Origin of the sequence: Paraburkholderia caledonica NBRC 102488, from assembly GCF_000685095.1 — a bacterium.
Lineage (GTDB): Bacteria > Pseudomonadota > Gammaproteobacteria > Burkholderiales > Burkholderiaceae > Paraburkholderia > Paraburkholderia caledonica.
Window position 1 is genome coordinate 260,762 of record NZ_BAYE01000004.1, and the last position, 24,694, is coordinate 285,455.

Sequence of the window (24,694 nt, forward strand, 5' to 3'; positions counted from 1 at the left end):
GCCACTCTCTTTGGGAAAGGCGTTATTCATAGTTGGTCTTGCACCCGCACGATACGCGTAGTGTGAGTCAAAGCATCGCGATAGACGAGCGTCGTGCGATCCACCTCGGCGCGCTCGTGCTGCACGCGCCCGTGGATCAGAAAGTAGTTCGTATTGACGTCGTACTGATTCGGATCGACCGAGACGATCTGCGCACCCGCGCCGCGCAAAGCAAGCTGCACGTCGCCGGCGTTATGGAAAAACACCGTCTGCCGGCGCGCGACGAATGCCTGCGCGGACGACAGACTCATGCCCGGCACAATCGCGGCGATGACTTCCGCGGAGGCCGTGTTCATGTTGACCGCGGACACCGTAGGCAGCACGGTGACGAAGGGCCGCAAGCGCGCGACCATCTCCGGCGTATAGCCGGGAATGTCGAGCAACGAGTCGACGCTAGTCATTTGCAACGGCGCGTGGGCCGCGCTGTCGTCGCCGTCTTCGATACCGGGCTTGTCGGTAAAGCCGCCGCTCATTGCGCCGCCTTGAATGGGCGCCGTCGCTGTCGTACCGGACGTCGACGTGACAGTCTGAAAACGCGTTGCCGACTGTGCGAGGCTCGCACGCACCTGCGCGGCGGTGTTCCTGGCGAGCTGGCTGCTCAAGCCGAGCGACACGAGCAGACGCTGGTATGCGCCGATCTGTTCCGTGTCCAGTTGCATGACCCCGGGCGCGGGGCTCGCAACCAGGTTGCGAAGATTGAACTTGGCCTGCGCGTCTTCAATCGATCCCGACAGATAGGTGGCGGCGCCCTGCTGAGCCCGGACCTCGCCGATCTGGCCGAGGAAATCGGAGAGTCTCGTCTTTGCGATCGGCACGCCCCACACGCCGCCCAGATACGTGATGCCTGCAGAAGTATCGCCTTCGGAGCGAAGAATCAGACGCGTCCAGTCGAGCGCTCCGCGCGAGACCCATTGGGCCTGCGCGAGCAGGCGCTGATTCTCGATTCGGCGAACCTGAACCTGCTGGCGCCACAGCATGCCGGAGACCAGAATGGCCGACAGCGCCACTACCAGCAACGCGCTGATAATGGCCGCGCCGCGCTGTTGTGCACGTTGTCGTGCACGTCCCTGGCCGCCCTGTCCGCCTCGCTTCGTCCGATGTTGCGCCAAGCCACGCGAGCCATCGATCGAGGCTGAACAAACCGCGGGGCGTCGCGTATGAAGCCAGGAGAACCTCATGTCATTCTCCGATCAGAAAAACGCGAGTGATGGGCCGCGCGAGCGACTTCGCGCCCACGCTCACTTCAAGTCCGGTCACCGAGCGCGGCAACGGCGCATTGCCGAGCTGCGGCACCTTCAGGTTGTTGTCGGCCTCCGTGATCGCGCCCTGCACGTCTTTCATCTGCGTCGTCCAGCCGACTCTCGGCACGTAGAGGCGCGCGGAAATCGCGCCGACGCCGCCCATCAAAGGCAAGCCGGTCCATCCTTCGCTTTCGCCGCCGCGCAGCGCCGAGCGGAGATCGCCGACGCTCGCAAGCGGCGGCGACGCATAGCGAATCACGCGTCCTTCGGTGACGCGGTAACGCACTACCTGCAAACGCGGCGCGGAGCCGGGCAAGGTCAATTGCCGCACGATCTGCAAGCCGCCGCCCGCGAGCGACACCGCGGGTTGGCCGGATTCGTCGTCCGAGGCGGCCTGACGTGCGTCGATACGCATCTGGTCGAACAACTGCGCGAAGACCCGCTCGTCTTCCATAGCATTGGTGATGGTCTGCCGGCCGCGAATGATCTGATCGAGTCCACGCCACGACAACACCGCGATCACCGCCATGATCGCAATCGCGACCAGCAGCTCGATCAGCGTGAAGCCATGCGCACCCGCACGGCGGCGGCGCTCAGAGCGAACGGTTGTTTTCATTCGCGACCACCGTGACCATCTGAGCGAGGTTGCCGGAACGCCCAGGCATCGTCACCATGACTTCCACGCGACGAAACACCGGATTCGGCGTCGACGTCACATGCTCGGTACAGATCAACTGCAAATTGCCTTGCGAACAATCGAAGCTCGTCGAGCCGACGTTCGGCCATGCATGCGTAAGACGCAACTGCGCGAGCGTGTTGTCCGCGCTCCAGCCAGCCAGCAGGCGCCGGTGAAGATCGGCTTCGCCGCTCGCGAGACTGCCTACTGCGCGCAACGATGCGGCGAGAGCCACCGCGATGATCGCGAGCGCAACGAGCACCTCGATCATCGTGAAACCGCGCTGGCGGTTAGCGGCCTTGCGCGCCGCCGTGCTGCTGCAACGACGCATGTCAGTGAACCTCGTAGCGGCCGTTGCCGGTGCCGACGATCGTCGCGCGCCCCGCAGCGGAGAAGAGCGTGATGCGCACCGGAACGTCGATCGCCTCGGTGCCGAATACAACACGGCTCGCTTGCGAACTCGAACCCGGATAGTCGATCGTCACGCCGGTCACGCCGCCTTCCCACTGACGGGGCTTCAGCAGATCGTCGCGCAGCGGACGCCAGCCGTCTTCGGTACGCATGTCGAAACGAAAGCCACCGTCTAATGGTTGCCATGCGATGGGACGCGCGCGCACCTGCGCTTCGTCGCCGGCCGACTCGAACAGCAACGCGAGACGTTGCGCTTCTTCGTTCAGATCGGTGCGCGGATTGCGCGTCATCGTCAATGCGGTCAAGGACACCAGCAAGCCTGCAATCACCAGCACCACCATCATTTCCAGCAGTGTGAAACCCGCCGCATGTCGACGGCCGGCGCTCGCGCTCATTGCGCCTTTTGCGCTCCATGCAGCCGAACGGCGGCAGCCACGCGCGTGCGTAGCGGTACCGGCCGCGGCGAGCGGCGGCTTGATCGTCACGCGTGCTTTGCTGTCGTCTATTGCCACGAGCCCACATCGGCGTCATTGCCTTCGCCGCCCGCCTTGCCGTCTGCGCCGTAGCTGAACACGTCGATCTCGCCGTGCACGCCCGGATTCAGATACTGGTAGCCGTTGCCCCACGGATCATTCGGCAGACGTTCGAGGTAGCCGCCGTCTTTCCAGTTGTTCGGTACCGGATCGGTGGTCGGTTTTTCGATCAATGCGCGCAGGCCCTGCTCCTGAGTCGGATAACGGCCGTTGTCCAAACGATAAAGCTTGAGCGCCTGCATCACGGTGCCGATGTCCTGCTTCGCGGCAACGCGCCGCGCTTCGTCCGGACGGCTCATGATTTTGGGCACGATCAACGCGGCCAGAATGCCGAGAATCGCGATCACGACCATGATTTCGATCAGCGTAAAGCCGCGTTGACGACGGCTGCGCGGACCCGCGATTGCTGTGCGGCGAGTGGTCGACAGTTGCATAGCTTGCTACCTCTTTTCAGGTGAATTTTCGACTGGGCGGGATTCGCGTCCAGCACTTTCGGTGCCATTGAACACGCCCGGCCGGTCATTTTAATGTCATGCAATCGCGGGGTTTCAACCCAACGCAATTTTCACAATAGTCCGTACAATGATGCGCATGAACGCCATCCAAATCCGCCTTCTGTCGCTTGCGCTGTTCGCCGTGTTCTGCGCGACGCTGACCTACTGGATCATCACGCTCACCACGACGTCGGGCGCACCGTTGCCCGCAGCCGCCGCGCACGCGCAGGTCTCGACCGACCAGGCCGCCACGCTGTTCGGCGGCCAGCTCACGCGCACCGCCAACCAGGACGTGCACCTGTTCGGCATTCTTGCTTTGCGTGAAGGCGCCGCGGCCATTGTCAGCGTGGGCGGCGAACCTCCGCGTGCGGTATCGCTCGGCAGCACACTGATGCAAGGCGCCAAACTCTCCGAAGTCCGCGCCCGTTCGATCGTTATCGACCGCAATGGCGCGCATTCCGAAGTATTCCTGCCGGCCAACGCGGCGGGTCCCACGATCTACGTCCGCTAAACGGAGCAGAGCCGGGCGACACGCACGCCGCTTCGCATCGACCCGCAGCACGGCCGCCGCACAAAGGCGCCGCCACGCCACCCTCACGCCGCCCTCACTGCACCAGGTTGTTCAACTCGATGATCGGCAGCATCACCGCCAGCACGATCACCAGCACCACGCCGCCCATCGCCAGAATAAGCAGCGGCTCCAGCAAACTCGTCAGAAACATCGTGCGGCGCTCGAGTTCGCGCGCTTCGCCGTCGGCCGCTCGGTCGAGCATGGTCGTGACGTCGCCGGTCGCTTCGCCCGAGCGGATCAGGTGAACCAGCACCGGCGGAAACGTCTTCGTGTTGCCGAGCGCGCGCGAGAGCGACGTACCTTCGCGAACACGCACGATCGCGTCGTCGATGTTGCCGCGCATGGCCGTATTGCTGAGCGTTTCAGCCGCGGCCTGCAGCGCGCGCAGAATCGGCACGCCGGCCGCCGTCAGAATGCCGAGCGTGCTCGCAAAACGCACGGTGTTGTAGCCGCGCACGAGTTTGCCGAGTAGCGGGGCGGTGAGCAGCCACCGGTCGAACGCGAGGCGCGGGCCGGCTTGTCTGAGCGTCGAACGTACTGCATAAAAGAGAATCGCCACCGCGATCAGCACGGCCCACCACCAGTTCCGCACGAAACCGGACAGCGCCATCATCATGATCGTGAGGAAGGGCAGTTGCTGCTTGGTGCTCGCGAACACGTTGACCACCTGCGGCACCACGTAACTCAACAGAAACGTGACGATGCCGAACGCGATGATCGTGACGATGGTCGGGTAGGTGAACGCGAGCACGATCTTCTGCTTGAGCGCGTTGCGTTGCTCGATGTAGTCGGCAAGCCGCGACAGCACGAGTCCGAGCTTGCCGGTATGTTCGCCGGCCGCAACCAGCGCGCGATAAATCTCTGGAAAGTCTTTCGGATGCTGCGTCAGCGCATTCGCGAGCGAGTGGCCGCCGAGCACTTCCGCGCGAATCGCGGCCATCAGTTCGCGAATGTAGTCGCGCTCCGATTGTTCGGTGAGCACTGAGAGCGCTTCGTCGAGCGGCAGGCCGGCAATCAGCAGGCTGGCCAGCTGACGCGTGAGAATCGCCTGCTCGCGCTGCGACAACCGCCGCCCCAACGACAGACGTTGATTGCGCTCGCCGCGCGTGCGTGTGGCCGCCGGTTCGACTACGAGCGGCGTGAGTCCCTGCGAACGAAGGTTGGTGCGGGCACCGCGCGCGCTGTCGGCGTCGAGCACGCCTTTTTGCGCCTTGCCCGCCGCGTCGATCGCTTCAAAACGAAATGCCGGCATGCGCTTATGCTCCGCCCGTCACGCGGATCACTTCTTCAAGCGACGTGAGCCCAGAAGCGAGCCAGCGCTCCGCGTCCTCGCGCAGTGTGAGCATGCCTTGCGCGCGGCCTGCCGCAAGGATGTCCGCGTCGGACGCGTTGCGGTGAATCAGGGTACGGATTTCGTCGTCGATCAGCAGCAGTTCATACACGCCGCGGCGGCCTGCATAACCGGACTGGCCGCATTTGTCGCAGCCGACCGGATGCCAATGCACGCGACCGTCTTCTTCGACGCGCTTTTCGCGGCACACCGGGCACAAACGCCGCACGAGCCGCTGCGCCAGCACACCGAGCAGCGACGACGCGAGCAGATACGGCTCGACACCCATGTCGGTCAAACGCGTGACGGCGGACGCGGCGTCGTTGGTATGCAGCGTAGCCAGCACGAGGTGGCCGGTGAGCGAAGCCTGCACTGCGATCTGCGCAGTTTCGAGGTCGCGGATTTCACCGATCATGATGATGTCCGGGTCCTGACGCAGAATCGAGCGCAGCGCACGCGCGAAGTTCATGCCGATCCGCTCGTTCACCTGGGTCTGGCCGATGCCCGCCAGGTCGTATTCGATTGGGTCTTCCACCGTCATGATGTTGGTGGTCGCCGTTTCAAGCCGTGACATCGATGCGTATAGCGTGGTCGTCTTGCCCGAGCCGGTCGGGCCCGTTACCAGCACGATGCCGTGCGGCCTGCCGATCAGCTTGTCGAACTTGCCGAGCGTGTCCGCGCCCATGCCGAGTGCTTCGAGATTCAGGCGCGTCGCGTCCTTTTCGAGCAGACGAAGCACCGCGCGTTCGCCGTGGCCTGTCGGCAGAGTCGACACGCGCACGTCGACCGGACGCCCGCCCACGCGCAGCGTGATACGGCCGTCTTGTGGCAGACGTTTCTCGGCGATATCGAGCTGCGCCATGATCTTGATCCGTGAGATCAGCGCGCCATGCAACGCTTTCTTTGGACGCACGACATCGCGCAACGTACCGTCGACGCGAAAACGCACCACCGACGACGTTTCGAACGGCTCGATGTGAATGTCCGACGCCTGTTCGCGCGCCGCCTGCGTGAGCAGCGCGTTGATCATGCGGATGATCGGTGCGTCGTCTTCGGATTCCAGCAGGTCTTCCACCTCGGGAATGTCCTGCATGAGGCGAGACAGATCCACTTCGCCTTCCACTTCGCCGACCACCTGCGCCGCGCTGCCGTCCTGGCGCGCATAGGCCTGGTTGATCGCCTGCGCGAGTTCGTCGGCGGGAATACGCACCACGGACACCGCGCCGAAATTGCGCGCCACTTCGGCGAGCGCGGCTTCACTCGTACGCTCGCTGATCCACACTTCGAGGCTGTCGGCGTGCTGATGCGCGACCAGGATCTGGCCGCTGCGCGCGAAGCCATAGGGCACTAGCCTCGCTGCGATCGCGGACGGCGCCGCGCGCTCCGCATGATCGGCGTGCTCTGTCATTGCCGCCGATGCAACTCCGGCGGCCCGCGACGATGCCGGCGACGTTGAGGCTGACGGCGGCATGGACGGCGTATTCACGGCTGAACTCCTGGCGATGCGGTGGACGGCGCAACCGGCACTGGGTTGCTCTGCACGGCGCCGTTCACCGCGGGGGCAGCGGGCACTGTGTAGGGCGTGCCGGTATTCGGCTGCGGCGCGGACGAACGTGGCTGAGGCGGCTGCATCTGCTGACGGCGCATCTGGTCGAGATCGAACAGATTCAACGGCGATCCGCCCTGGCTCGGGCCGACCGGCATCGGCGGAACCACCGGGTCGTCCTTGTCCTTCATCAGGTTGTTGTCCTGCCGGTAGGCGCCCTGCACACCTTGAATATAGTCGTAACGGTTGGACGTGACAGCCTGCGCGGTGTCGTGATCGCTGATGATCACGGGGCGCAGAAACACCATCAGGTTCGTCTTGTTGCGGTTCTTCTGCTCGGAGCGGAACAGCTGGCCGATCCACGGAATATCGCCAAGCAGCGGCACCTTGCTGTTGCTGACCTGGTAGTTATCCTGCATGAGACCGCCGAGCACGATGATTTCGCCGTTGTCCGCGAGCACCGTCGACTGGATCGAACGCTTGGTGAACTGCGGGCCGGCCGGGTTCGTCGCCGCGTTGGTCGTGCCGTTCACGATCGCCGAGTCTTCCGTGTAGAGCTGCAGCTTGAGAATGCCGCCGTCGGTGATCTGAGGTTTGACGTGCAGCGTCAGGCCCACGTCGACGCGGTCGTACGTGTTGAAGGCCGAGCTTGTATTTCCGCTCGTCAAGTTCGAATACGAACCGGTCTGAATAGGTATGTTCGTACCGACGACGATCTTCGCCTCTTCGTTGTCGAGCGTGATCAGGTTAGGTGTGGACAGCACGTTCGCGTCGGCGGTCTGCGAGAGCGCCTGCAGCAATGCGCCGAGACCCTGCACGCCGAAAATGTTGTGAAGCCAGCCGATGTTCAACCCCTGCTGCACGTTTTGCGCGGCCAGCGCCGTGGCGAGACCGCCTGTGGCTCCAGCCGCCGCGGCCCCAGCCGTCAGGTTGATGATGCTGTTGCTCGAACCAGTTGCGAGGTTGGTCCCGGCGAAAATCGAATTGTTCGCGACCTGCCATTGAATGCCGAGATTGCCGCTCGTGTTCGAATTCAGTTCCACGATCAGCGCTTCGATATAGACCTGCGCGCGGCGCGCGTCGAGCTGGTCGATCACCGTGCGCAGATTGCGGTACACGGGTTCCGACGCGGTGATGATCAACGAGTTGGTGGCGGAGTCCGCCTGAATCATCCCGCCTGGCTGATTGTCGTCGTTCTTGTCCTTGTCGCCGCCGAGCAGCCCGCCCGAAGAACCGCCGCTGTTCGAGCCATAGCCGCCCGCACCGGCGCCGCCCATCGGCGAGGACATGGAACTGCTGTTGAGCCCGCCCGACGGCAGCGGCGGAGTGCCCGATGTGCCCGTCGAATTGTTGCCGCCGAGCCCACCGCCGCCGGTCTGGTTGAAGGCATTCGCTTCATTCGTTCCTCCCGACGAGCCGCTTTCGCCGCCTTTGCCCAGCATGCCGCGCAAGGTCTTCGCGAGCTTGGTCGCCTCGGCGTTGCGCAGCGGCACGACGTGCATGTTTCCGGGCATGCTGGTGGGGGCGTCGAGTTCGCGCGCGAGCGTTTTCGCGGCGGCGAGACGCGCGCCGTTCGACGCGCGGATCAGCAGCGAGTTGGTGCGCGGGTCGGCGGTGATCGACACTTTGAGCGTGGCGTCCGTGCTGCCGATCGCGCCCGGGTCGAGCATCTTGTTCAGTTGCGTGGCAATGTCGAGCGCGTTCGCGTTTTTCAGTTGCACGACCGACACCGACTGGCCGGCCGCCGAATCGACACCGGCGATGATCTGCGCGATGCGCCGCACGTTGTCCGCGTAGTCCGTCACGACAATCGTGTTGTTGGCCGGGTAAGCGGCCACCGTGTTGTTCGGCGAAATCAGCGGGCGAAGCACCGGCAGCAGGTTGTTGGCCGACTCGTTTTTCAGCACGAATACCTGTGTGACGACCTGGTCGCCTCGCGCAGTCGGCGCGTTGCCGACATAGGTCGGAACGCCCTGCAATTTGGCGTCGGCTTCGGGTACGACTTTCAGTACGCCGTGGTCTTGTACCAGCGCGAAGCCTTGCATGCGCAGCGCGGATTGCAACGTCTTCAGCGCCTGGTCCTCGGGCACAGCGTTTTCCGATACGAGATTCAACTGACCTTTGACACGCGGGTCGACGATGATCGTCTTGCCGGTCGCAGCGCCTATCGCTTTGGCCACCTGGTCGATATCGGCGTTGACGAAGTTGAGGGTCACCTGTGCGTCCGCCGTCTGCGCAGTGATCAGTCCAGCCACCAGCAACGCCGTTGCGACGCGACGCAAAGCCATACGATTTCTTCTCATGGAATGTAATGTCGATGCCGGCAGCTCGAGCCGCCGGCGGTCATGCAGCGCGGACATGGGAGCAGAGCGCCGGTCTGTCGGTCTGCTGGCGGGCCAGGTGGGCGGAAACCCGCCCTAAAATGCTGGCCATCCGATGTCCGAAAAAAGTGAACAGTAACAGTTTTTCATGTCGGATTTGTCACAAATGGAAAGGCGCCGAGAGTTTCCTCCAGCATCCAGCCGCTTCGTCGGGACATTGAAAGGCAAACGATACGGACTGAAAACCGCGCCGGAACTTCGTGTTCCGCGCTCTTATGTCTGTTAGCCAACTTGACGGGTATCGGCCTGCCGGTATCATACGAGCCGTTCGAGCCGCCGGTTCGCTGTTGCCAACGCGGGTTTTCCCGGATGTTGCGTCAACGCCCGACCACAGTGCGGTTTCCGGCTTCCTGCGTCTGAACAATGGCCGACGCAATGCATTACGAAGCCTTACCCTTGCGGTTTTGCCAAGTCAGCTTGACCGATGAATCGATCCCTCGTTACCGCCCTGGCAGGAATTACCTTGTTGGCATTAGCCGGGCCGGCGCGCGCCGATTGTTTCGACGAGGCAGCGAAATATCAGAAGGTCAATCCGCTGGTCCTGCGCGCGATCGCGTGGCAGGAGTCGCATAACCGGCCGGACGCACAGCACAAGAACGCGAATGGTTCGACCGACTACGGCGTCATGCAGATCAACTCGATTCACTTGCCCACGCTTGCCCAATACGGCATCTCGCAGGGCACGCTGATGGAGCCTTGCAAGAACGTCTACATCGCGGCCTGGCATCTGCGCCGTCAGATGAACAAGTACGGCAATACGTGGCAAGCGATCGGCGCGTATCACTCCGAGACGCCCTCGTTGCGCGACAAGTACGCGCAACAGATCGCCGCGATTCTGCGCAAGTGGAACCTGATGCCGGCTGCGCGCTGATTAGCCCGCTGCTCCGCCTGCGGAGCAGCCCAGTCCATAGCCGGCTGGCGGGCACCGTCCGCTTCCCATCCCGGATTTGATGCACAATGCGGCTTCGTGCTGCCGTCGGCGCTAGAGTCTCGCCCCCGTTTCGACGCTCATGCAGCAATGCTGCGCCCGGCAAGCTCTCCAATTTCCAGCTTTCCCGTACTGCGATGAACCAGCCGCCATTGCCCGTCACCGTGCTCTCCGGTTTTCTGGGCGCCGGCAAGACCACGCTCCTGAACCACATCCTCGCGAATCGCGCCGGCTTGCGAGTCGCCGTGATCGTCAACGATCTGGCCGCCGTCAATATCGACGCGACGCTGGTACGAGACGCCGCCGCGCTTTCGCATAGCGAAGAGAAGCTGGTCGAATTGTCGAACGGCTGCATCTGCTGCACGCTGCGCGACGATCTTCTGGTCGAGATCAAACGCCTCGCCGCGGAAAAACGCTTCGACGCGATTCTGATCGAGTCGACCGGCGTGGCCGAACCCATGCCGATCGCCGAGACATTCACGTTCATCGACGACGACGGCGCGTCGCTATCCGACGTCGCGCGGCTCGATACGATGGTGACGGTGGTCGATGCATTTAACTTCCTGCGCGATTGCGGCTCGGCGGATGCGCTCGCCGAACGGGGCATTGCCGCCACCGAAGAGGACGACCGCACGCTGGTCGAGTTGCTGGTCGAGCAGGTCGAATTCTGCGACGTGCTCGTGGTGAACAAGGCCGATCTGGTCAGCGCCGACGAACTCACACGTCTGCAACGCATTCTCGCGCGAATCAACCCGCGGGCGGTGCAGGTAGTGAGCCGCTTCGGCGCCGTGCCGCTCGATCAGGTGTTGAACACGGGCCGCTTTGATTTCGACGAGGCGTCGAGCGCGCCTGGCTGGCTTGCGGCGGTTAACAGCCATGAACATGAGCACGCGCAGGGGCATAGCCATCACAGTGAAGCCGACGAGTTCGGCATTGGCAACTTCGTTTATCGCGCGCGTCGTCCGTTTCATCCGGAACGCCTGTGGGCGCTGCTGCATGAGGAGTGGAAGGGCGTGTTGCGCAGCAAAGGGTTTTTCTGGCTCGCGACGCGTAACGATATCGCCGGCTCGCTGTCTCAGGCGGGCGGCGCTTGCCGGCACGGTCCCGCGGGCATGTGGTGGGCGGCCCAGGACCGCAGCGAATGGCCCGAAGCTGACGACGAACTGGCCGCCGAAATTGCCGCCGACTGGTACGGCGCGCCGGACGACCTAAGCATCGGCGACCGTCGGCAGGAGCTGGTGATGATCGGCGTGGGCATCGACCCGGCGCTGTGGTCCGCGAAATTCGACGCGTGCCTTCTTACGGACGCGGAAAACGCGCTGGGACCGCAAGGCTGGCAGCAGTTCGCCGACCCGTTCCCAGCGTGGGATTTCGACGAAGACGATCACGATCACCACCACGGCCATGACCACGGTCACGGTCACGGTCACGGTCACGGTCACAGTCACGGCGAGATTCCACATCGCCACGACTGAGCGGTCTCGGTTATCACAGTGAAAGCCGCGATCCGGGTCGCGGCACAGCATCGCGCCCGTCTCGCGCAACCTTCGCCGGCGGAGCGCAGACGAAAAAAAACCCGCCGTTGGCGGGTGTCAACTGCCTGGCAGTAATCTGCTTAGCGCTTGTTGACTGCGTCTTTGAACGCCTTGCCAGCCGTAAACTTGACGGTCTTTGCGGCCGGAATCTTGATGGTTTCGCCCGTCTTCGGATTGCGACCCGTACGCGCTGCGCGCTTGCCCGAACCAAAGCTACCGAAGCCGATCAACTGGACCGCGTCACCCTTCGACACAGACTTCTTGATCACTTCAAGCAACGTGTCCAGCGTTTCACCGGTTTGAGCCTTGCTGGCGCCCGTCTGTCCTGCGACGGCGTCGATCAGTTCCTGTTTGTTCATTAAGGTTCCTTTCTGAGTTTAGGTTGACACGAACAGCGCGAACGCGCCGATTATACGTGCGCGCGCCACGCCGTCGAGCAGCTGCGGCTCCGGAGCCCCTCCGGATCGAAAGCGCCGGACAGCAAGTGTCCGTCGGCCGTGCTGCCGCTCCTCTCGCGGCGCTTGCTATGATAGCGCAGCGCAAACCCAATCAGGACAAGGGTTTCGAAGAATTACGCGGTTTTAGAACAGATACAGCAAGGAAACGGTACTTTTTGCGTATCTGGCCACACCGCGAGCGTCGAAACCCAGCACGGACGGGGCTTTGCCGTTGGTTTTTGCCAACGCTCAGCGCGTCTTCTTCGCCGCCCGGCGAGGCGCGCGCCGGCGGTAACGTTCGACCCGCTCGTCGCGGGCGTCACTTTGCGTCACGCATGACCGATCCGCTAATCCCCGCCGTCCTCTCGTTCCGGGACAACGGCACACCGTTTTCGCCCCTCTACGACGATATCTATCACAGCGCCGTCGGCGGTCTGGAGCAGGCCGACCATGTGTTTCTGCGCGGAAATGCGCTGCCCGAACGCTGGCAAGGGCGGCGCATCTTCACCGTGCTGGAAACGGGCTTTGGCATGGGCATCAACTTCCTGGTGACCTGGGCCGCGTGGCGCGCAGATCCGTCGCGTTGCGAGCGACTCCATTTCGTATCCACTGAAAAACATCCGTTCACGCTCGCCGATCTGCGCCGGGCCTACGCCGCGACCATCGGCGATCCGGCGATAGCGGCGCTCGCGCAAATGCTCGCAGACGAATGGCCGATGCTCGTGCCAGGCACGCATCGGATCGAGTTCGAAGACGGACGTGTGGTTCTCACGCTGGCTTTTGGCGACGCCCAGCAAAGCTTGCAGACCCTGCGCTTGCGCGCCGACGCGTTCTACCTGGACGGCTTCGCGCCCGCGAAAAACCCCGAACTGTGGACGCCCGCCGTCTTCAAGTCGCTGGCGCGGGTCGCGGGCGAGGGCGCGACTTTCTCGACGTACAGCAGTGCCGGCGACATCAAGCGCGCGCTGACCCAATGCGGCTTCGAGTATCGCAAGGTTGAAGGGTTCGGCTGGAAGCGGGCAATGCTGGTCGGCCACTTCGCGCCGCGATGGCGCGTTCGTCGTCATGAACCGCCGTCGCCGGTCGGACCATTGGCGCCCGACGAGCGGCATGCGGTCGTGATCGGCGCGGGTTTGGCGGGATGCTCGGTGATCGAGCGGCTGGCCGCTCGCGGCTGGCGCGTGACGTCGCTGGAACGGCACGCGTCGGTTGCGCAAGACGCGTCGGGCAACCCGGCCGGCGTGTTCCATCCGATGATTTCGCGCGACGACAGCGTCGCCTCGCGCGTCACACGCGCCGGCTTTCTGTATGCGCTCAGGCGCTGGGCAGCGCTTGAGCGGCTCGGTTACGCGCCGTCACGCGGGGCGCCGGGCCTGCTGCAGATTGCCGAAAGCGACGACGAAGCACGCTCCATGAGCGAAGCCATTGCGGCGTTACGCTACCCGCCGGAATTCGTCACGCCGGTCTCCGCCGCGGATGCGCAACAACTTACTGGCGTGCCGCTCGCGCGGGGCGGCTGGCTGTTTCCGCATTGCGGCTCGATCGACCCGGCATCGCTTTGTGCCGCGCAATGCGCCGCGGCGGGCGATCTGCTCGAACGACGCTTTGGCGTGGATGTAGGAGGCGTCGAGCGTTTGGGCAAACGGTGGAGCGTGTTCGATACCAGCGGTAAAGAACTGGTGCGCGCCTCGGTTGTGATCGTCGCCGGGGCACACGATGCGGCTCGCATCGCCGGGTTGCAGCATGCGCCGACTCGCAGCATACGCGGGCAACTCACTTTGCTGCCCGCGGGCTCGGCGCCGTCGCTCGGGTTGCCTGTGATCGGCGATGGGTATGCGATACCGCTACCCAACGGCGTCACGCTGACGGGCGCCACGTATGAACTCGACGACGCCGATACGTCGCTTCGGCCCAGCGGGCATCTGGAAAATATCGGGCGCGTTGCGCAGATGTTGCCCGCGTTCGCAGATATTGCCGCGAGTGCCGATCCAGCAGCGCTCGCCGGCCGAGTCGCATTTCGCTGCGTGACGAGCGACCGCATGCCGATGGTCGGCAACGTCGCCGATGAAGCGCTCGCCACGCGCGACGCCGAGCGTTTGCGCGGCGCATGGCCGCTAGATTTGCCACGCATGGAAGGCCTGTACAGCGCGTTCGCTTATGGCTCGCGTGGTCTCGTGTGGGCGGCGCTTGGCGCGGAACTGATCGCCTCGCAGATAGAAGGCGAGCCTTGGCCGCTGGAGCGCGATCTCGCGGAAGACATCGACCCCGCGCGCTTTCTGTTGCGTGCGCTGCGGCAGGGAAGCTTCGCCAGTTAACGGTTGTCTGGGTGGGGCCGGTTATCCACCGCGAATTGTGGATAACCGCATTGTTTACCTGCGCAACTCGTGTGGAACCGTTGTGGATGTAAACGGGGTAACTCGACCGCCGTCGAAATCCGCGAAAAGTTACCCTCGTATACGCGCCGCCATCGCACACGCTGTGCTTGCCGTTATGAAATCTGCAAAGCGCTGATTTACTTCAGTAAACACCGGTTATCCACAGAATCCGGGTCAGCTTGTTAACTGTTACTACGTATACATACAGTAAACACGTAAACAGCAAGGCCCGAGCTGATTCACGCGTTGACGCCCGCATCAAACCATCCCGGCGCGGTGTGCGACTATGACTAATCACTGTCCTGAAAAACACATGCCGACAGTGCAAACTTCGTCGGCAGGCGTCGCAAGAACGCCGGCGATGAGTCCAAAGTGAGCAGGGAAAACGGTCGCTTTTTCCACACGTCGGCAAGATAAAGCATGTTTTTACCGTTTTGCCTGCATGTTGGCGTCTTTTCGGTTAAAGCTGAAAAAGCTATGGCACAATCGCCGTTCTTTTCCGCGTGGTGCCTGCTCCCGCAGTACCCGCAGCAACGGAACGGTGCCGTTCAATCAGACTCTGATTCAACGTCGACGGCGTTCTTTCACCGTGCCGTGCTGGTTGCTACGGCCGCACCCCTGAATGCGCCGGCTCCCTGCGACTGCGGCGCGTTCGAATCATCTGCTCGTTGAAAACTCGCAACGCGGATCACGCGAATCGTTTGCGAAAGTGAGCGCCTTGTGCGCGCACCCGCTTGCCGGTGTTCGCGCCGGTTTGCGCCGGTTCGTGTCATCTGCCGTTGCTGCAAAGGAGAACCCATAACGATGAATTCGGCGTTTTCATTTTTCCCCGCCTGGCCGCTCGCACCCGACGCCATTTTCTGGGCGGGGCTCGCATTGCTTGCCGCGGGTTTATGCGGCGAACTCTGTTATCGCGCGTGGCGTTTGCCGCGTATTTCCGGCTATGCGGTCATCGGTCTGATTGCCGGCGCAGCGGGATCCGGTGTGATCGACGCAGAATCGGCCAAGGCCGCGCGGCCGTTGCTCGATGTCGCGCTCGGCTTGCTGCTGTTCGAATTGGGGAGCCGGCTCGATTTGCGCTGGATTCGCCGTAACCCCTGGCTCGTCATGTCGAGCGTCGCCGAAGCGACACTGACTTTCGCGTTGGTTTTGCCTGTGCTGTTGTTCCTGAACGTGCCGCTAATGGTCGCGACCGTGCTCGCCGCAATCGCCATGGCGACGTCGCCGGCAATGGTGATTCAGCTCAAGACCGAGCTGCGCGCGGAAGGTCAGGTCACGCAGCGTTTGCTGACGCTCACTGCGTTGAACAGCATGTATGCGGTGGTAATCGAAAAACTGGTATCGAGCTGGTTGCATCAGGAAGCCTACGGCAACGTCTTTGCGACGATCCTTCAGCCGCTTTATCTGCTTGCCGGCTCGCTGGTGCTCGCGTATCTGCTCGCGCGCACCTGTACGTTCTTTTATCGCCGGATGAACATGCAGGACGAGCATTCGTTCGTCGCGCTGTTCGGCCTCGTGCTGCTCGCGATCGCGGTCGCGCATCTGTTCAAGCTGTCGACGATTCTCGCGCTGCTTGCCGCCGGCATTATCGTGAAAAATCTGGAGGCGCGGCCGCAATTGTGGCCTCAGCATTTCGGCACCGCAGGGTGGCTTCTCACCGTGATTCTGTTCGTGCTGACGCTCACATCGTTTGAGTGGAAAGACATTGCGCTCGGCGGCGTCGCCGCGCTGGGCCTGATTGTTGCGCGTCTTGTCGCGAAACTTGTCGGCGTGCTCGCCTTTGCGAAGCCGAGCGGTCTGAACTGGAAGCAGGGCATCGCGCTCGGTCTGTCGTTGTCGCCGATGTCGGCACTGGCCTATTTGCTGGTCGACGACACGTACAACCTTTATCCGAACTTCGATCCGCAACTCCGGGCGATTGTCATGTGTTCGATCGTCGTGCTGCAAATCCTCGGGCCATGGCTCGTGTATCGCAGCCTTGCGCTGGTCGCCGAACGGCGCGAAGAGTAAGCGTTTCGCGCTTCCGGCCGCGCATTAATCCACATATTGCTCAAATAAACGGCAGGGCACCTGACAACTGCCCGGCCGACCTCACTCAGGGGACGCCATGTCACTCGAACCCTTCATCGATTCGAAGCCGTTTACTTTCGGTGTCGAACTCGAGATGCAGATCGTCAATACGCATGACTATGATCTGACCAAAGCCGGCTCGGATCTGCTGCGCCTCGTCAAGGATCAGAAGATCCCCGGCAATATCACGCCGGAAATCACCGAGAGCATGATCGAGCTGTCTACCGGCATTTGCACGACGCACGAACAGGCGCTCGCCGATCTGCGCAAGATCCGCGATACGCTCGTTTCGGCAGCCGATCATCTGAACGTCGGCCTGTGCGGCGGCGGCACGCACGCTTTCCAGCAATGGAGCGAGCGGCAGATCGTGGATACGCCGCGTTTTCAATATCTTTCGGAGCTGTACGGCTACCTGGCCAAGCAGTTCACGGTGTTCGGCCAGCACGTGCACATTGGCTGCCCCGATCCTGACAGCGCGCTGTTCCTTCTGCATTCGATGTCACGCTTCATCCCGCACTTCATTGCATTGTCGGCATCGTCGCCGTTCGTGCAGGGCGTGGACACCGGCTTTCATTCGGCACGCCTGAATTCCGTGTTCGCTTTTCCGCTCTCGGGCCGCGCGCCGTTCGTGCTGACGTGGGACAGTTTCGAGGAATACTTCTCGAAGATGGTCCATACGGGCGTCGTCAACAGCATGAAAGATTTCTACTGGGACATCCGGCCGAAGCCCGGCTTCGGCACCATCGAAGTACGCGTGATGGACACGCCGCTGTCGGTGGATCGCGCGGCGGCAATTGCGTGCTACATCCAGACGCTCGCGCGCCATCTGTTGCTCGACAAGCCGATCGCTCCGCACGAAGACGACTACCTCGTCTACACGTTCAACCGTTTCGAAGCATGCCGTTTCGGACTTGCGGGCACTTGCATCAATCCGCAGACCGGCGAACGCAAGACGATCGCCGAAGATATTCTGGAAACGCTCGATCTGATCGCACCGCACGGAGAGGCGTTGGCCTCGGGCCACGCGCTGGCCGAGATCGGCACGATTGCGCGCGGCCAGGTCAACGACGCAACGTGGCTCAGAGGCGTGGTCGAAGAGGAAAAGTCGCTGCATGAGGCGGTCCGCCAGCAGTGTCTGAAGTGGCGAGCATAACGAGGCGCGGGGCGCGCTTCGTATTCAACCGTAAGAAACCCGCCGTCGGCGGGTTTTTTTTCGTAATTAAATTTTCCAGTTCGGTGCCCTTAAGGTTTGTCGAATTTGTACGTATACATACGTAGTAGTAGTTAACAAGCATTGCCACGGGCTGTGGACAACTGAATAATTCCCTGCAAAGTCAAGGCGCTGCGTAAACTATAACTAGGCCGTTGGGCAGTGCGCGGGCGGCGGTAAACGAGGACAACTTAAGACCGGTAAACTTGCAGCAGACGCTTATCAAGAATCGGCGCACATGTATTCCCCCATGTTGTCCCATGGTTATCCACAACTTGCATGGGATAACTTAGCTGTACGATTCGCCGCTCTCGCATAGAATGTCGTCTTAACTGCTTTGGCTTGCAAGGCGGTGAATTTTTGAGATAGTCGAATCCGTCTCGTCCTGTTTTGGGCGGGGCTACCCCACACAGGCTACGGGCGTTCCCGGCAAATAAGTCCGGCACCGCACAAAAGCTGTTAATAAACGAATCGAAGATTATGAGCGAAGGCGTATACGGAGAACAGGCAACCGGGCGAGTCACCCACAGTCTCTTGCGACTGAGCACGGCGATGCGAAGCCAGGCTTGGGAGTGGGCGGAGGGCGCGGGTCTCACACCCACGCAGGGCGAAATCCTGGTTCTGTTGATGCAGCGAAAGGGCCCGATGCGGCTCGGAGAAATCGCGCGTGAAACGGCGTTGACCGCCGCTACCACGAGCGACGCGGTCAGCACGCTTGAAACCAAGGGACTTGTCGAAAAGCGCCGCGCACTCGACGACGGCCGCGCGCTCGCCGTCCGCCTGACCGCTCGTGGCCGCACAGCCGCCAAGCGCGCTGCGCAATGGCCGGACTTCCTGGCCAAAGCAGTCGGCACCTTGCGCGACGACGAGCAAGCCATGTTCTACCGCACGCTGCTCAAGACAGTTCATCAACTGGAAGCGCAGGGCCACATTCCGCCCCACCGCATGTGCCTGAGCTGCACGCACTTCGAGCCCAGCAAGAATCCGAAAAAGACGCCGCATCACTGCGCGCTTCTCGATCTGAACATGGCGGATACGGACCTGCGTCTCGATTGCGCGGTGCATGAAACCGCTGACGCCGCTACACAGAAGAAGACCTGGAAGATCTTCGCCCAATAAGGCGGCTGCTTTCCTGACAATCCGCTACACTGCAAAGCCGGCTCCGGCAGGCGGCCTTCGCCGCCCGCCCAGCCGTCGGCGCCGCGTAGCGGCAGGTCTCCAGTCAACCGCGAAGTGAGAGGCTGATGAATCAGGAAGTTCTGGCCATTCGCCACGTGTACTTCGAAGATCTTGGCAGTCTCGAACTGGTGCTCGGCGAGCGTGGGCGTCCGGTCCGTTATCTCGACGTCGGCTTTGCGCGCATTGAAGCGCCGAATCCCGTCTCGCCATCGTTGATGGTGGTACTCGGTGGCCCGATCAGCGCCACCGACGACGCGCTTTATCCCACCCTCGTGCCGCTGCTCTCGATGATCGGAAAACGCATCGAGGCGGGGCTGCCTACACTCGGCATCTGTCTCGGCGCGCAGTTGATCGCGCGTGCGCTTGGGGCGCGGGTCTATCCGGCGGGTCATGTCGAACTGGGCTGGGAGCCGCTTACGCTTACCGATGCCGGACGCGCATCGCCGGTGCGTCATCTCGATGGCGCGCAAACATCCATGCTGCATTGGCATGGCGACACCTTCGATCTGCCGGCCAACGCCACGCGTCTTGCATCCACGAGCGCGTGCGAAAACCAGGCGTTCGCATGGGGCGCCCATGTGCTCGCGTTGCAATGTCATCCCGAGATTCGCGCTGACCGCTTCGAGCCCTGGCTGATCGGCAACGCCGGTGAGCTCGTCGGCCATGGCATCGACGCACGCCAGTTGCGCGCGGAGACTGCGCAGTTCGGTCCGGTTCTGGAAGCCGCCGCTTGCCGCATGTTCGGCGAATGGCTGGATCAGGTGGAACGTAAGCCCTGAGCGGGAGCAGATCTCCGGACTGAAGCTGGCGCCGCGTTGCCATGGCAACGCGGCGGCTTGAGCGTCCGGTCTGTCTGACCGCCTGACGCGATCGGCAGTTGCAACGCCGACTCTTATCGACACCTCGCTGCCTGCAGCAAACGACCTGCGGTGCTATGCTCGTTCGCTCTCGGGTTCTAACTGGGCGGTGATCCATGAGCGCGCTATTTTCTCCACTCACGCTGCGTAGCGTGACGCTTCCGAATCGCATCGTCGTATCGCCGATGTGCCAGTATTCCGCCGAACGCGGCGAGGCGACCGCGTGGCACATGATCCACCTTGGCAGTCTTGCGTTATCCGGTGCCGGCATGTTGTGCATCGAAGCGACGGCCGTCGAGCCGGACGGCCGTATTACGCCGGCGGATCTCGGTTTATGGGACGACGCCACTGAAGCTGCGCTCACGCCGGTGCTCGCCGCGATTCGCAAGCATTCGCATATCAACGTGACGATGCAGCTTTCGCATGCGGGGCGCAAGGCCTCGAGCCAGGCGCCGTGGGAAGGCGGTCAGTTGATTCCCGTATCGCAAGGCGGATGGTTGCCGCATGCGCCTTCGGCGTTGCCGCACAAGGCGGGCGAAGAGCCGCCGCTGGCGCTCGACACGCCGGGGCTGAACCGCATTCGCGAAGCCTTCGCGGCATCGGCCCGCCGCGCGGCGCGCCTCGGTATCGATGCATTGGAAGTGCATGCCGCTCACGGCTACCTGTTGCATCAGTTTCTGTCGCCGCTCGCGAACCAGCGCGACGACGACTACGGCGGTTCGCTCGAAAACCGCATGCGCTTTCCGCTTGAAATCTTCGACATCGTGCGCGCATCGTTTCCCGCCGACAAACCAGTTGGCGTGCGCGTGTCCGCGACGGATTGGGTTGAAGGCGGCTGGTCGCTTGAAGACACGATTGCGTTTGCGCAGGAGTTGAAAAAGCGCGGTTGCGATTGGATCGACGTGTCGTCCGGAGGCGTGTCGCCGTTGCAGAAGATCCCGCTTGAACCCGGCTATCAGATTCCGTTCGCGAAGGCCGTCAAAAAAGCGACGGGCCTCACGACCATTGGCGTCGGACTCATCACAGATCCGCTTCATGCCGAGCAACTGATCGAAGAGGGCGACGCCGATCTGATCGCGCTGGCCCGTGCGCTGCTATATAACCCGCGCTGGCCGTGGCACGCCGCGGCACAACTTGGTGCGACGGTTGAAGCGCCTCCGCAGTACTGGCGTTCGCAACCGCGCGAGCAAAAGGCGCTGTTTGGCGAGATTTCGTTTGGGCAGAGATGAAGCCGCACATCGCCATGACGCGGGCATAACGCGGGCATCATGAGGGCATGACGCGGCCACACGTTTTTGACGGTTGAACGAAGCCGTCTTCAGCGTGTAGGATGCCGGATGTGGCGCATGAGCGTCGCAAGTCGACGCGGCGCTCGCAGGGCGCCGCGTTTGCTATCAGCGCCAGAAAAAATCAGCGCGTCAGACGCGGGCGTTTTCCGACGGCTGCCGGACTTCATCCCCAGTTCTTCACAAGGATTCATTCAATGAGTTCACGCAGGATCGCCGTGCGTCGTTCAGGTGTGCACGGCAAAGGCGTGTTTGCGCTCGAACCGATTGCGGCCGGTGAGCGGCTAATCGAATACAAGGGCGAGCGGATTTCCTGGAAAGAAGCGTTGCGCCGTCATCCGCATAATCCTGACGAACCGAACCACACGTTCTACTTCGCGCTCGACAGCGGCAAGGTGATCGACGGCAAGGTGAACGGCAACAGCGCGCGCTGGATCAACCACTCGTGTGCGCCGAATTGCGAAGCCGAAGAGATCGACGGTCACGTGTATGTGCACGCACTGCGCGACATCGCCGAGGGCGAGGAGATTTTCTACGACTACGGCCTCGTGATCGACGCGCGTCAGACCAAGAAGCTCAAGAAGGAATACGAGTGCCGTTGCGGCTCGCGCAAATGCCGCGGCACGATGCTCGCGCCGCCCGAGAAAGAGAAGGGCGCGGCCAAAACCGCCAAGCCTGCTAAATCGGCGAAATCAACGAAGGTGACGAAGAAGGCCAGGAAGAAGTAGCGCCTGAGTTGCCCCGTTCGTCATGCGAATGACGGCGAGGCAACCCGTTCGCGAGACACACTGCTACAGATCGACCGGCGCTGAATGCGCCGGTTTTTTTTCGTGGCGCTGCATGTCGTCTTTCTTGCCGGCCGGAACGGCGGCATGCACGAGCGGAATACGCACGATGAAACGCGCTCCGCCTTCCAATGCGTCTTCGTAGTGAACGCTGCCGTGATGCAACGCCATGATGTCGTGAACGATCGCGAGGCCGAGACCGGCGCCGCCGTCCACACCGTTATCGCTCTGGCCGTCGCCGCGAAAGAACCGCTTGAACAGATCCGCTTGCTGCGTGTGAGGCACGCCCGCTCCATTGTCTTCGACGACGATTTCGGCCATGCGAACGTCGTCAATTACAGTTTGCGAGACGGTGACCGTGATGCGCCCGCCATCGAAGCGCGACGGCGGCACATACTTCAGCGCGTTATCCAGCAGGTTCGCGATCACTTCGTGAAGCAGAACCGGATTGCCGCGCGCGATCAACGGATGGTCGTTGGTCGGGTCGTCGAGCCGCTGAAAACCCAGGTCGATGTGCGAGGTCAATGCGCGCGGCACCCATTCCGCGCCGGTATCGAACGCGAGCGCGGCCATATCCACATTCACAAAGCGTGCAGCCTGCTCGGCCGGTTCGGCGCGCGCAAGAGACAGCAGCTGATTCGACAGACGCACCGCGCGGTCGGCCGCCGCCCGCAGTTCGCGCACGGCTGCGAGCGTTTGCCGAGGATCGCGGGCGGTAGCCGCCTGCTCCGCATGCAACTTCACGGCAGTGAGCGGCGTGCGCAACTGATGCGCGGCATCGGCGATAAATTTGCGTTGACCGTCGAGCGCGGTTTTCAGCCGGTCAAGCAGCGCGTTCACAGCGCCAGTCAGCGGCCGGATTTCGACGGGCACATAGGTTTCGTCCACCGGTTCCAGCGACGTGTGAGTTTGCCGGTTCAGCGAGTCTGCGAGATCGGTTAGCGGATTAAGCTGTTGATTGACCACTCGCCATACGATCACCCAGCCGGCAAGCAGCAGCAACAGCAGCGGCATCATGATGGCGACGAGGAATTCGGCCGCTATACGAAAACGGTGGTACACCGGCTGCCCAACTTCGACGACGATCGGATTGCCGACCGGCTGATCGACCCGTACTTGGGCGACGCGCACGGTGACGCCCTGGTGCTGGGTTTCGAACACATACGCGTAATGCATGCGCCGAACGCTCGTGCCTTGCAGCGGAAGGCTTTTATCGCCGGCGATTTCGGTTTCGCCATTGCTGATCCGATAGACGAGATGCTCGACCGGATCCGAGAACATGGCCTGCGCGAGCGGCGGCACGGTGATCGGCGCTTCGGGGCCCGCAATCTGGATCTGCTTGGAGATCGCGGTCGCGAGGTCGGCGAGCGAGCGGTCGACCACGTGCTGCGTGTACTGCCACGCGAGCCAGTAGGCGATCAGGCCGCTCATGAGCGCGAGCAGCGAAAGAGGAGCAGCTAGGCGCCGCAGCAGCGTGCGGCGCAGACTATTGGCGGCCGGCTGGGGCATGATCGAACGCGCGGGAAGAGTGCAGGCGCAACGCGCCGTGAAGTTTCGCCGGATGCCGGCGAATCGCGCAAGTAGTGCGCTGCGCCGGCCCGGCGCCGTCGGGCCGCAATCGAATTGCGGCCTTCACGACGATTATGCGGCCTGGCGGATTTCCTGCAACAGATAACCGAAGCCGCGCACCGTGACGATTTCGACACGGCAGTTCTCGAGCTTTTTGCGCACACGGTGCACATAGACCTCGATAGCGGTGTCGCCGAGATCGCCGCCGAAATGCGTGAGGTGGTCTTGCAGTTGCGCCTTGCTGACCACGCGGCCGTGGCGCAGCAGCAGCATTTCGAGCACGGCGAATTCGCGCGGCGACAGCTCGAGCGGCTTGTCGTCGTTGAAAATGCGGCGATCGACGCCCGACAAACGCACGCCGCCCAATGACACTTCCGGACGCGGCATGTCGCCGTGCGGGCCGCTACGGCGCATTACCGCGCGAATACGCGCTTCGAGTTCGGTGGGCTCGAACGGCTTCAGCATGTAGTCGTCGGCACCGGAATTCAGGCCTTGCACACGGTCGTTCAGTTCGTCACGCGCGGTGAGAATGATCACCGGAGTGTGGCGATTGCTCTGACGGAAGCGCGAAAGCAGCGTCATACCGTCGATGCCCGGCAAGCCGAGGTCGAGAATCACCAGTTCGTGCCGGTTTTGCGTGAGGGCCTGTTCGGCGAAAATGCCGTCGTGGACCATGTCGACGGTGAAGCCGGCTTGTTCGAGACTGCTTTGGATGCCGCGCGCGATGGGACGGTCATCTTCGATCAGAAGGAGTCGCATGGATTTCGCTCAAGTACAATGGGTTTAGGCGTTTGGCAAGCGGTTCGCCGGGGCGCCTGCTGCACAGATCTGCTACACGGACCGCGTGTGGTGTGGCTGAGCCCAACTGGCGTAACCGGCCACGAAGCAGTCGTCGAGCAGTCTGCTGGCGCACACCGGTAATCGAAGCCATGTCCGAGATAAGCATTCACGAACTGGAAGCCGCGATCAACTTCTGGCGCGCCCGCTCACCTTCGAGCGGAGACGAACTCGTTCTGTGCAAGGAGGCAAGCGCGCTCTCCAAGCCGTATGCGCTCCTGATTGTACAGCGTCAGAACACGCTCACGCGCGATGGTTTGGACGCGTTTGCGCAGCAAGCGTGGGATTCTTACGTGCGCCTTAAGAATAGCCTGTAGAACTGAAGGTTTGAGCCCCGAGTCGCCTGCAAAGCCCTTTCAATACGACGAATTCTTTAACACGCGGTAATACAGTCGATGAAATTC

The 24,694-nt window shown here is 62.4% G+C and carries 22 protein-coding genes; 11 read left to right on the plus strand and 11 right to left on the minus strand.

Annotation, left to right across the window (positions count from 1 at the left end; all coding sequences use genetic code 11):
• Nucleotides 1–26: 26 nt before the first annotated feature.
• Genes gspK through gspG form a run of 5 tightly spaced genes read right to left on the minus strand, consistent with a single transcriptional unit; the run spans nucleotide 27 to nucleotide 3,334 of the window.
• Nucleotides 27–1,217, minus strand: coding sequence for a type II secretion system minor pseudopilin GspK (gene gspK, locus BCA01S_RS10700; protein ID WP_027776881.1), 1,191 nt, complete (start codon nucleotides 1,215–1,217; stop codon nucleotides 27–29).
• 1 nt (nucleotide 1,218) lies between these two features.
• Complete coding sequence (locus tag BCA01S_RS10705; RefSeq protein WP_027776882.1) at nucleotides 1,219–1,896, minus strand: PulJ/GspJ family protein; 678 nt, start codon at nucleotides 1,894–1,896, stop codon at nucleotides 1,219–1,221.
• On the minus strand, nucleotides 1,874–2,287 hold the full coding sequence (gene gspI / locus BCA01S_RS10710; protein WP_020067383.1) for a type II secretion system minor pseudopilin GspI: 414 nt from the start codon (nucleotides 2,285–2,287) through the stop codon (nucleotides 1,874–1,876). Before gspI ends, BCA01S_RS10705 begins: the two co-directional genes overlap by 23 nt.
• A gap of 1 nt (nucleotide 2,288) precedes the next feature.
• A complete protein-coding gene (locus BCA01S_RS10715; RefSeq protein WP_084166853.1) occupies nucleotides 2,289–2,879 on the minus strand; it encodes a GspH/FimT family pseudopilin in 591 nt (196 codons plus the stop codon).
• On the minus strand, nucleotides 2,870–3,334 hold the full coding sequence (gspG, locus tag BCA01S_RS10720; protein ID WP_027776884.1) for a type II secretion system major pseudopilin GspG: 465 nt from the start codon (nucleotides 3,332–3,334) through the stop codon (nucleotides 2,870–2,872). Before gspG ends, BCA01S_RS10715 begins: the two co-directional genes overlap by 10 nt.
• Before the next feature lie 157 nt (nucleotides 3,335–3,491).
• Between gspG and BCA01S_RS10725 the strand changes: the two genes are divergently transcribed.
• Nucleotides 3,492–3,905: a type II secretion system protein N gene (locus BCA01S_RS10725; RefSeq protein WP_027776885.1), complete on the plus strand. Its 414-nt coding sequence runs from the start codon at nucleotides 3,492–3,494 to the stop codon at nucleotides 3,903–3,905.
• 94 nt (nucleotides 3,906–3,999) lie between these two features.
• Here BCA01S_RS10725 and gspF read toward each other — a convergent pair whose 3' ends face one another.
• Genes gspF through gspD form a run of 3 tightly spaced genes read right to left on the minus strand, consistent with a single transcriptional unit; the run spans nucleotide 4,000 to nucleotide 9,129 of the window.
• Nucleotides 4,000–5,217, minus strand: a complete 1,218-nt coding sequence (gspF, locus tag BCA01S_RS10730) for a type II secretion system inner membrane protein GspF (protein WP_027776886.1) — start codon at nucleotides 5,215–5,217, stop codon at nucleotides 4,000–4,002.
• A 4-nt stretch (nucleotides 5,218–5,221) separates the two neighbouring features.
• Nucleotides 5,222–6,781 (minus strand): type II secretion system ATPase GspE, encoded by a 1,560-nt coding sequence (gene gspE / locus BCA01S_RS10735; protein ID WP_020067388.1) that lies wholly within the window; start codon nucleotides 6,779–6,781, stop codon nucleotides 5,222–5,224.
• A complete protein-coding gene (gene gspD / locus BCA01S_RS10740) occupies nucleotides 6,778–9,129 on the minus strand; it encodes a type II secretion system secretin GspD (RefSeq protein ID WP_027776887.1) in 2,352 nt (783 codons plus the stop codon). The genes gspE and gspD overlap by 4 nt, the downstream gene beginning before the upstream one ends.
• Before the next feature lie 517 nt (nucleotides 9,130–9,646).
• Between gspD and BCA01S_RS10745 the strand changes: the two genes are divergently transcribed.
• Together BCA01S_RS10745 and BCA01S_RS10750 are read left to right on the plus strand one after the other, a co-directional pair.
• Complete coding sequence (locus tag BCA01S_RS10745; protein ID WP_027776888.1) at nucleotides 9,647–10,093, plus strand: lytic transglycosylase domain-containing protein; 447 nt, start codon at nucleotides 9,647–9,649, stop codon at nucleotides 10,091–10,093.
• 194 nt (nucleotides 10,094–10,287) lie between these two features.
• Nucleotides 10,288–11,625, plus strand: coding sequence for a GTP-binding protein (locus BCA01S_RS10750; RefSeq protein ID WP_027776889.1), 1,338 nt, complete (start codon nucleotides 10,288–10,290; stop codon nucleotides 11,623–11,625).
• A 140-nt stretch (nucleotides 11,626–11,765) separates the two neighbouring features.
• On the opposite strand, the gene BCA01S_RS10755 is transcribed toward BCA01S_RS10750, so the two are convergent.
• Entirely contained in the window at nucleotides 11,766–12,044 is a 279-nt protein-coding gene (locus BCA01S_RS10755) for an HU family DNA-binding protein (protein WP_006050811.1), read from the minus strand.
• A 413-nt stretch (nucleotides 12,045–12,457) separates the two neighbouring features.
• On the opposite strand from BCA01S_RS10755, the gene mnmC reads away from it, so the two are divergent.
• From mnmC to BCA01S_RS10790, 7 genes are all read left to right on the plus strand, one after another.
• A complete protein-coding gene (gene mnmC, locus BCA01S_RS10760; RefSeq protein ID WP_027776890.1) occupies nucleotides 12,458–14,437 on the plus strand; it encodes a bifunctional tRNA (5-methylaminomethyl-2-thiouridine)(34)-methyltransferase MnmC2/FAD-dependent 5-carboxymethylaminomethyl-2-thiouridine(34) oxidoreductase MnmC1 in 1,980 nt (659 codons plus the stop codon).
• An 864-nt stretch (nucleotides 14,438–15,301) separates the two neighbouring features.
• Complete coding sequence (locus BCA01S_RS10765) at nucleotides 15,302–16,507, plus strand: cation:proton antiporter (RefSeq protein WP_027776891.1); 1,206 nt, start codon at nucleotides 15,302–15,304, stop codon at nucleotides 16,505–16,507.
• Nucleotides 16,508–16,604: 97 nt separating this feature from the next.
• On the plus strand, nucleotides 16,605–17,720 hold the full coding sequence (locus BCA01S_RS10770) for a YbdK family carboxylate-amine ligase (RefSeq protein ID WP_027776892.1): 1,116 nt from the start codon (nucleotides 16,605–16,607) through the stop codon (nucleotides 17,718–17,720).
• 537 nt (nucleotides 17,721–18,257) lie between these two features.
• On the plus strand, nucleotides 18,258–18,896 hold the full coding sequence (locus BCA01S_RS10775) for a MarR family winged helix-turn-helix transcriptional regulator (RefSeq protein WP_027776893.1): 639 nt from the start codon (nucleotides 18,258–18,260) through the stop codon (nucleotides 18,894–18,896).
• A gap of 125 nt (nucleotides 18,897–19,021) precedes the next feature.
• Nucleotides 19,022–19,735, plus strand: coding sequence for a glutamine amidotransferase (locus BCA01S_RS10780; RefSeq protein WP_027776894.1), 714 nt, complete (start codon nucleotides 19,022–19,024; stop codon nucleotides 19,733–19,735).
• A 194-nt stretch (nucleotides 19,736–19,929) separates the two neighbouring features.
• Complete coding sequence (locus tag BCA01S_RS10785; protein WP_027776895.1) at nucleotides 19,930–21,042, plus strand: NADH:flavin oxidoreductase/NADH oxidase; 1,113 nt, start codon at nucleotides 19,930–19,932, stop codon at nucleotides 21,040–21,042.
• A 254-nt stretch (nucleotides 21,043–21,296) separates the two neighbouring features.
• Nucleotides 21,297–21,827, plus strand: a complete 531-nt coding sequence (locus BCA01S_RS10790; protein WP_027776896.1) for an SET domain-containing protein — start codon at nucleotides 21,297–21,299, stop codon at nucleotides 21,825–21,827.
• Between the two features lie 63 nt (nucleotides 21,828–21,890).
• Here BCA01S_RS10790 and BCA01S_RS10795 read toward each other — a convergent pair whose 3' ends face one another.
• Together BCA01S_RS10795 and BCA01S_RS10800 are read right to left on the minus strand one after the other, a co-directional pair.
• Nucleotides 21,891–23,393, minus strand: coding sequence for a sensor histidine kinase (locus tag BCA01S_RS10795; RefSeq protein ID WP_027776897.1), 1,503 nt, complete (start codon nucleotides 23,391–23,393; stop codon nucleotides 21,891–21,893).
• A gap of 132 nt (nucleotides 23,394–23,525) precedes the next feature.
• Nucleotides 23,526–24,212, minus strand: a complete 687-nt coding sequence (locus tag BCA01S_RS10800) for a response regulator (RefSeq protein ID WP_013590077.1) — start codon at nucleotides 24,210–24,212, stop codon at nucleotides 23,526–23,528.
• A 170-nt stretch (nucleotides 24,213–24,382) separates the two neighbouring features.
• On the opposite strand from BCA01S_RS10800, the gene BCA01S_RS10805 reads away from it, so the two are divergent.
• Entirely contained in the window at nucleotides 24,383–24,607 is a 225-nt protein-coding gene (locus BCA01S_RS10805) for a DUF3717 domain-containing protein (protein ID WP_020067401.1), read from the plus strand.
• Nucleotides 24,608–24,694: the final 87 nt, after the last annotated feature.